At 68.7% G+C, this 8,771-nt stretch carries 6 protein-coding genes; 1 reads left to right on the top strand and 5 read right to left on the bottom strand.

What is annotated here, in order from left to right; translation table 11 throughout:
* From NTX40_11120 to NTX40_11100, 5 genes are all read right to left on the bottom strand, one after another.
* A partial coding sequence (locus tag NTX40_11120) for a hypothetical protein (protein ID MCX5649625.1) occupies positions 1–413 on the bottom strand: 413 nt, incomplete at its 3' end.
* A 447-nt stretch (positions 414–860) separates the two neighbouring features.
* Positions 861–4,061, bottom strand: a complete 3,201-nt coding sequence (locus NTX40_11115; GenBank protein MCX5649624.1) for a hypothetical protein — start codon at positions 4,059–4,061, stop codon at positions 861–863.
* 244 nt (positions 4,062–4,305) lie between these two features.
* Entirely contained in the window at positions 4,306–5,286 is a 981-nt protein-coding gene (locus NTX40_11110; protein MCX5649623.1) for a L,D-transpeptidase family protein, read from the bottom strand.
* A gap of 95 nt (positions 5,287–5,381) precedes the next feature.
* On the bottom strand, positions 5,382–6,065 hold the full coding sequence (locus tag NTX40_11105; GenBank protein MCX5649622.1) for a 5-formyltetrahydrofolate cyclo-ligase: 684 nt from the start codon (positions 6,063–6,065) through the stop codon (positions 5,382–5,384).
* 201 nt (positions 6,066–6,266) lie between these two features.
* Positions 6,267–7,835 (bottom strand): trypsin-like peptidase domain-containing protein, encoded by a 1,569-nt coding sequence (locus NTX40_11100; protein ID MCX5649621.1) that lies wholly within the window; start codon positions 7,833–7,835, stop codon positions 6,267–6,269.
* Between the two features lie 357 nt (positions 7,836–8,192).
* On the opposite strand from NTX40_11100, the gene NTX40_11095 reads away from it, so the two are divergent.
* Positions 8,193–8,771: peptidoglycan recognition family protein (locus NTX40_11095; GenBank protein MCX5649620.1), on the top strand; the 579-nt coding region annotated here is incomplete at its 3' end.

Below are 8,771 nucleotides of genomic sequence, written 5' to 3'. Positions count from 1 at the left end.
CCGGGGGTGTAGATCATCTGGAGGTCCTGGAGCGTGCGGATCTCCGGGATGGCCGCGAGGCGGAGTTTGCCGCCACGGTGCAACTCGAGAACGTCGTCCGTCACTCGTTCGACCGTGATGCCGGAAAGTTTGGCCACATCGTCGAGAATCTCATCGAGATGCCCGACGCTGTCGATGTAGAGGGTCACCTCGCGGACGACGGAGTGGGAGTCGATAGCGACTCGGCGAATATCGCCCAGGAGCCCTCCGCGGCGGCCGATGGCCATGCTGACGTCGGCGAACGTGCCCGGCCGGTCGTCCAGCCGGATACGCAGGGTGCGGATGAGTTTGTGGGCATACTTCTCGGCAACCAGGGATTCCTCGACAGCCTCCGCGGGCGTCGACGTTCTGCGGCGATTGTGAGTTACGGCCACGGCGGCCCTCCTCCATTTTCAGAAGTTCAAGCGAGACGAGCGGGCGGGGCAGTGCCGCCGTCGCGGATCGTGCAATCGAGAACCTTAATCTGTGGTCGAAACACGTCGTCGCCCCTTCCTGGCCTAACGATTTTCGTGCGCGGCGGGTCTCCGTACCCGCCGCGGAATCCTGTCTTATGGCGCGGTGGGTGCGGAGACCCACCGCGCAAAGGCTTAAAACCTGGCCCGGCCGTTGCTCACGGGCCAAGTATTATACACGCCGTTTCATGCAATGGAAGAGTGTTGAGAGGCGAGGGTCGCCGTTCGGGTGTGACTATGGATTCTGGCCGTGCCTGTCCGCCATAGCCTTGGCGACGGCGGAAGCGGGCCGGCGAAACGCGGCGGGCAAGCCCGCCGGCTAAATAGGCGCGCGGGCGTCGGTGCCTGCCCCGCGTTCCGCGTTGCCACTCACCTGCCCTGGCTGAGGCGTTCGTAGTAGCGTTTCAGGTAGTCTTCGTAGCCGCGGGGCATGGGTTTTTCGAGGGCGTCGAGGAGTTCGTCCTGGACCTCGGTCGGCAGGGCGGTCGAGGTGTCGGTGCGGATGCGGACCTCGCCCCCGAGCAGCATCTTCGTACTCTTCAGATTCTCCAGCACCACGTCGCGCTGGCGCAGGGCGTTCTGGTATCGGCCGGCCAGGAGGTCCCGCTGGACCCGCCGCATGGCCTCGACGGCTTCGCCCAAGGCGAAGGACTGGTAGTTGCGGACCTCCAGACCCGCCTTGACGCCCTCGGCCTTGTTGCGGAGTTGGGCCTGTTTCTTGGCGAGGCCGCCCATGCGGCGCGCCAGTTCGGGGGGGACGGGGCCTTCGAGCCCTTCGGAGCCTGCGCCGGAGATTTTTCCGCCGCCCGTCGCGCCGGTCGGGGCTTCCGCGCTAGAGTCGTTCACTTCGCCCCGGCTGAAGGCGTCGGGCGAGAGGCGGGTGGGCGTTCGCCGGCCGCCTTTGCCGGTGGCGTCTTCTTCGACGAACTCGCCGCTTGATTTCCCCGTCCGGCCCTCGCCGCTGCGTCCGCCGACCTCGCTCGTATTCGGGAGAGCGTTGCCGGTGACGCCTTTGGCGGAATAGTTGGAGATGGGCCCGTCCATGGCGTCCCAGCCGGCGCCCTTGTCGGCGGAGTCGGCGGCGGCGCTCGTGGTGTCCTCGATCTCCTGGAAGAGGTCCTCTTCCTGTTCCAGGAGGTCGCCGACGAGGTCTTCCATCTCGGCGGGGAGTTCGGCATGGGGAATCTCGACGTCGCCGAGCGCCTCTTCCTGTTTCCAGGCGGCGCGGTCGGGCTGGTCGGGGAGCCAGCGTTCGAGGTTCTCGACGATTTCCTGGGCGGCTTCCATGCCGAGTTCCTCGAGCGGGACGACGATGTCCATGGCCTTCTTGGAGAGGGCGTCCTCGGCCATTTCGACGTCGGTCTTGACCTCGAGGAACTTGTCCCACTGGTCCTCGACGGCCTCGAGTTTCTTAAGGTCCCTCTGGTCGGCCTCGGTGAAGTCGTCCACGGGTCGCTTGGCGAGTTCCTTGGTGGCCTCGATGACTTTCTTCTGCTGGTCGATGAATTCCTTGAGGCGGTCCCGGAGGGCCGCCAGTTTCGCCTGCGCGTCGGGCGGCAGGTCCGCGGGGGCGAGGCGGTTCTGGTCGGCGCGGACGGCATCGGCAAGGCGCGGGAGGATGTCGAGGATCCGGCGGAGGACGGCGATGACGGCGTCCTGGTCGGCGGCGAGGGCGCCAGCCAGGGGCGCGAGGTCCGCCAAGCGGGCCTCCGCGCCGGGGGCAGCCAAGGCGGCGGCCTTCGTGACGGCCGAGGCCATCTCGTTCGCCGACAGCGCCTCCAGCGTCACCTGGATGGGCATCGTCTCGGCGTCGAAAGCGACTTCGCGCGTGACGGCAACGGTTGAGTCGCGGATGGCGCGCTGGGCCTGGGTCAGGCCGGCGCCGACGGCACGGACCGCGTCGAGCGACTTTTGCTGGCCGACGGTTTCGAGAGTCGCGCGGGCGGTTTCCTGGGCCTTCAGGATCTCGCGCAGCCGCTCGAAAAGGAGCGTGAGTTGCCGGATTTTCTCCCCGGCGGCGGCTTTTTTGTCCTGGATGAGGATCCTGAACTTCGCGGTGGCCGTGACGTTCGGTCCCTGGGGCGTCCGGCCGCCCTGGTAGGTTCGGCGGTCGCGGGCCTCGGCCCAGCAGGTGATCGTCTGGCCCGGGCGGTACTTCGCGGGGTCCACAAGAAAGGCGTAGTCCAAAATGGCGTCCTTGGGGTCGGCGAACTTGCGCCAGACCTGGACGGTTACGGGCTGGGGCTCGGTGTCGGCCTGAGCGAAGAGGCGGACGTCGGCGAGGCCGAAGCGGTCGGCGGCCTTGAGGCTCATCGTGACGGTTTCGCCGGGCGAGGCGACGACGTCGCCCTGCGGAAGCGTGAAGACGACGGCGGGCGGCTCGTCCTCGAGCGCGACGATGCGGTACACGACGGCCGCACGGTCCGGCCCGTGGTCTTCGAGACGAATCTGGTAGACGTCGTCCGCGAGGACGGTGAAGCGAGCGGCCAAGGACCGGCCCTCGCTCGCGGGGAGGCACTTGAGGGCCTCGCCGTTGCCGAACAGGAGGCTCGCGCCCGCGACGGGGGCGCTCGCGCGGACGGTCATCTCGACGCGGGTGCCGACGAGGCAGCGGATTTCGCCGCCCGTGTCCGTGACGGCCTGCGGTTCGAGGCCGGTGTAGTCGGGATAAATGTAGCGGAGGTCAATCGTCTCGATGAGTGGCGGCTCGCGGAGGGTGACGGTGAACCGCCGGCTCTCGGAGCCGCCGACGTTCAGCCGGTAGTCGAACGGGCGGACGACCTGGGGCACGCGGTAGGTGAAGCGGTCGAGGCGTTCGCCCGCGCGCGTGAGGGTGCGGCGCAAGGTCGCTCCGCCCTCTTCGCGGATCTCGACGGAGCCGTCGTACGACCGGCCGTGGGGGTCGGCGATCGCGGCCTCGATGTCCATCGGTTCGCCCTTGGTCCATTCGACCGTGCCGGGCGCGACGGAGAGGATGCTTACGGCGCCGGCGGAGGGGATGCCTTTGTCGAACGGCAGGAGGACCTGGAGGCCGGCGGAGAGGAAGCGCGGTGCGGCCAAGGCGATGAAGACGGCGAGGGCGAGGGCGGCGGCGGCCGCGGCGGCGGCCCGGCGTTTGGCGCGGCGGGTGCTGGTGGCCTGAAGAAGGTCGACGCCGACGACGCCCGCGGCCGCCTCGCTGACGGCCATCTGCACCAGAACGGGCGACCACTCCGACGCCCGCTCCGTCAGGAGGAGCGTGTTGATGAGACTGTTGCCGAGTTGCGGCAGGCGAATCTCGATGAAGCGGGCGACCTCTTTCGGATTCGGCTCTCGGCGAAGCGGGCTGAGGATGTGCCGCCAGAACGCCCACAGAATCGCGCCCGCGCCGACCAGCAGCAGCGCGAGCCGGCCGGCCGGACCGAAACGCAGGAACCCCTGGACGAGCGTGACGCCCAGGATAGCGCCGCAGAAGACGGTCATGAAGGAGAAGAAGCCTTCGGTGAAACGCAAGGTGCGGATTCGGCCACGGACGGCCTCGATGCGGGCCATCACCTCGAAATACGGCAGATAGTTGGTGAGGGTGGTCAAGGCGTCGCACCCGCCTTCGCCGGAGCGTGGAAAAACTGCACGCTCCTCCTCTCTACTATACGAGCGGCCGGCGTGTCAAAACAGCCTTTAGGGGCTGTTGTGCTCATTTGAAAACATGCTTTTGTTCTCCCTCTCCCCCCTGTGGGAGAGGGTAGGGTGAGGGGAAATTAAGGTTGCTGTGCGGCACTCACCCTCACCCCTGCCCCTCTCCCATCAAGGGAGAGGGGGGTTATGAAACAGCCTCTTAGGGCCGTATCGTCACCTTGCTGACGCCGGGGACCAGCAGGTCGTAAAGCATCTCGACGTCGCGGTTGTGCATGCGGATGCAGCCTTCGGAGACGTTCCCGCCGATGCTCGCGGGATCGATCGTCCCGTGGATGCCGTAGTGGTTGCCGATGTCGATCCAGCGCGTGCCGAGAGGATTCTCCGGATGCCCGCCGGGGCGGAACTCGCTGGGCGGCTTGTGCTGGGGCTGGTACGGCGGATTTTTGAGTTTCTTCTCGACGAGGAAGGTGCCCTCGGGCGTCGAGTTGCCGGCGCCCAGGCCGACGGGATAGACGGCGAGGCACACGTCGCCGAGCCAGACCCGCAGTTCGTACGCACTCTTGAGGACCTCGACGTGAATCGGACCCTGGAGGACCTTGAGCGGCTGGTCGGCGTAGATGACGGTCGACGTGAGGCCGTTGACGCGCATGAGGAGTTCGTAGGGAACGAGGAATTTCTGGCCGATGGTCGTCAGCATGTCGCCGGAGGCGACGACATAGGTCTTCGAGTAGGGATCTGCGGGAACCCCCGCCTGCCGCGAGAACTGGAGGCGTTCGCTGCACCGGCCGAGCGCGTCGCGGACGGCCTTGGCCCTGGCGCCGCCCACCCCCGCGCGGAGGGCCTCGCTGAGGCGTTTCTGGGCCTCGACGATGCGTCCGGCGGCGAAGAGGGCGAGCCCCTCGTCGGCCACCGCTTCGCCGGGACCCGCGGGCACCGGCGCCGGCGAGGGCGCGACCGGCCCGGGGGCGGGAGCAAGCGGCGCGGGGGCCGGCGGCACAGGCATTTGGCGCGGTGCCGGCAAATTCGCGGGGGGCGGCGGCGCACCGACGGGCGTCTCGATGACAACGGGCTTCATCTGCTCGGGCGTCCTCGGCCAGAGGAAATGGGCCGCCACCGCCGTGGCCCCGACCAGAACTCCAACCACCAGAACCGTCACAATAGTGCGACCCAGCGTAGTCATGGTACTATAGGCTCCTTCCGTTCTATCGGGTTCGCCGCGGGGCTTGCCCCGCGCTCGGGAACGGCCAGCGCCCCGCCCAGCCTTCGCCCTTTGGGCTACGGCGGGTCTCCGCCGCGCTTCGACAAGCGGGGCGGCGAACCTGCCGTGCTGATGGAAATCGTCTCGGCATCGGTGACGATCATCGCGACGCGGCGGTCGTTTCCCGTCACGGGCACCTCGTCGAGCACCTGTTCCTGAAACGCGACGGCGATGACGCCGGCCCGCAAGTCCGGCCGGGCGAGGAACCGGTCGTAGAACCCTCCGCCCTTGCCGAGGCGGTTACCGGCCCGGTCGAGCGCCTGGCACGGCGCGAGGACAATATCGATCTCAGCCACGGGCATCGCCGGGGCATCCGGGACCTCAAGGATCCCCAGCGCGCCGGGCCGGACGGCTGGGTGGTCCGCCAGGCCGGCGACGTCGGCCGGTTCCAGGACCACCGGGACGATCTCGTGCGCCGCCAGGTCCGTCCCGTGTCCGGCGAGAGGGGGCTCGACGCGCGGGACGGCCACGCGTTTGCCTTCGGTCCAGGCCCAGCGGATGATCGGCCAGGTGTCGATCTCGGTCGGGAGCGAAAGAAAAACCATCAACGTCCGCGCCCTCCGCACGGCCTGGAGTCGGGCGAGTCGCCGCGCAACGGCCAAGCCGGCGGACCGGCGGCGGCCGGGCGTCAAATTCGCCAGCGCGACCGAAACGCTACGGCGCGCCTGGGCCTTGGCCCGGCCAATGTCCGTATGGACCATGGTCATTTACCTAAGGTTGCAACACCACTTTGCGCGGCGGGTTTCCCCTGGTTCGCCGCCCGGTTTGCGCCGTCGCCCTTCGAGCCGCGGCCGTAAGGTCGCGGTGATGTCCCCCGCCCTGGGATGTGCCACGGCGGCGAACGTGACCGCCGCCTTACGGCGGCGGCTCGGCAGCGCCCGCCAAGGCGGGCGGCGAACCCGTCAGAGACCGAAGAAGCCCGGGGCGCCACCCTCGCGGCGTGGCGACCTGCCCGGGTCCGATTTGCCCGGAGGCCTCTCTCGCGACGGGGACGGTCCCAGCGACGGCCCGGGCACCCAGGCGGCGGGGCGGACGAAAACAACTTTCCTGCCCTCCAGGTTGAAAGCCCCCTCGGCCACAACCGCCAGAACGACCCAACGGCCATAACTCAGAACCGGGGGACCCTGCCCGGCCGGCGGATCCTGCCCGTCGCCGGAGAGCACGCTCAAGCCGTCCTTGCGGGCGGCGAGCAACCGGGACGAGTGAAATGGGGCGAAAACCACGTAGTCGCCGTCCGGGCCCTTGAGGGTTTCCCGAACCTGGGCATAGATGACGAACCCTCTCGGCGAGTCGCCGGCGCCTCCGTCCAATCCCTTGACGGCCGCGTCGATGAACGCGCGGCGTGATTGGCCGGTCAACTTGCCCATGGCCTCGAGGACGTTGACAACGTTCGCACGAGCCGCCTCCCGCGCCCGTTCCTCGACGCCGGCGTCGAGCGAGATGCGAAGGGCCTGGTCCGCCAGAAGCGTCAACACCTTGTAGGCGGAATCGTCCATGACCGTTCCTTCGCCGCCGCAGTCGGGGCACGTCTCCCGATCGCGCCGGACGTCCGCTTGAACCATCCCCCCAACCCTGCGCCCGCCGACGACGCGCGTCACGATGATCGTGCCCGCGCCCTTGCATTTCTTGCACACGACCTGCGCGCGGATGCTGCGGACGGTCTGGGCAAGCGCGGCCGGCGAGGGCGTCTCGCCCGTCATCCGCTGAACGCGTGCCGGCCAGAAGGATGCCGGAAGGTCGGCGAAGTCCTTGAGTTCCGGCTTGGCCGACAGAAGCGCCCGGCGAACAGCCGGGACCGGCACCACCACGTCGATCGGTCCGCTCTTGCCGGCGATGGCGAGCCAGATGCCGACGGCGTTTCCCTGGCCGTCGAGAACGGGCGATCCGCTCGCGCCGACGACGACGACGCCGTTGACGCTCATGAAGGCCTGCTGGGCGGCGGGCGGCTCACAGCCGACCTCGGCGGCAAGGGCCGAGGCGGCCTTGCCGGCGACGAGGCGCCCCTTGGCCAGTTTGAGCGTCGCACCCCACTCCCAACCGGCCGAGGTGACCGCGACCGAACCATCAACGGGCGATTCCTCAGCCGCGAGGACAAAGCCTGGCCGAAGCGGCTCGTCGCCATCGAGCGCGATGGCTGCCACGCCCAGGACGCTTTCCGCAAACCCGAACCGGCGAGCCGTGCGGGTTGTCCCGTCCTCGAAGCGGACCTCCGCCCGGACGACGCCCGGCTGAACGAGCGTCGCCAGGTCCGTCAGGACGAAACGCCCGTCGCCGATGAGAAAACCTGTGGCATAGCCGCGAGCCAGACCCAGGCCGTTCCGGGCCGTGACGAGGCAGACGCGCGAGGCGGCCGTCTCGTGGAGTTCGACGGGTGACAGGGGTTCGCCGGCGCGAAGGGAGTCCGTGCCCGCGGCGCCCCAGGCGCCCAAGCCGACCGCCACCGCCAGAATCGTCTTCCATCGCGCCCGCATGGTCCCCATCTATTGTCGGCTGAAGTCGGGCCTGCCCTACAGTAGTACGAGCGGGGAACCGAAAAATTCTCCGCTCTCTCGGGGACATCCCCCGCAGGTCTTCTCAGGCCGCCTCCGAGCGTGCCTCCGCCGGCGGGCTGAAACCGAAGCGCCGACATTATCGGCAGCCCCGGAGCCCGTGTCCAGTGCCTGCCCTTCTGGCTGCGGCTCGCCTTGGGAGCCGACCGCCGCGCTCGCCTTCGGCTCGCGGCTAAACGTCACGCCGTTCGAGCCGCCCGCGGCCTCTCGACCATGCTCGGGCCGCCCTGAGCAGGGTCGAAGGGCGGAAGCGGGCGGTCACGTTCCCCGCGGTGTCCGATGACCGACGTGCCGCACCATCTGAAACCGGATGAAACCAGACGGATGAACCTCGGCCGGATGGCAGCCGTCTGGCTGACGCTCCTCGCGGCGATGGGGACGGTCGGGCTGGTCTGCTGGGCGGCCATGCCGAAACGCGACCGCGAAACTAGCGGCCCCGAGGAGCCCCAGGACGCCTCGCTGGAGTCGGTCATCCGTCCCGACGGCATGGCACTCCCGCGGGAATGGAAGTACATCATTATCCACCACTCGGCGACGCGATCCGCGACGCTGGAGGCGATCGACCGCTGGCACCGCGAGACGCTACACACGACCGACTCGGGATATCACTTCGTGATTAACAACGGCCGCGCGGAGGGGACGCGCGACGGCGAGATCACGCCGACGCCGCGCTGGCTCGAACAGCGCACCGGCGCCCACTGCCGCGTGGCGGAGCATCCGGAGTTCAACGAGCAAGGGATCGGGATCTGCCTGGTCGGCCACTTCAACCGGGAGCAGCCGACCGCCGCGCAGATGGCCAGCCTCGAGGCGCTCGTCGCCGCGCTGTCGGCCCGGTATCACATCCCGCTGGAACGCGTC

Source organism: Planctomycetota bacterium (genome assembly GCA_026387035.1).
In the GTDB taxonomy this organism is placed as follows: domain Bacteria; phylum Planctomycetota; class Phycisphaerae; order FEN-1346; family FEN-1346; genus JAPLMM01.
The sequence above is the reverse complement of the archived record's forward strand: the minus strand, read 5'-3'. Positions and strand labels throughout refer to the sequence as shown.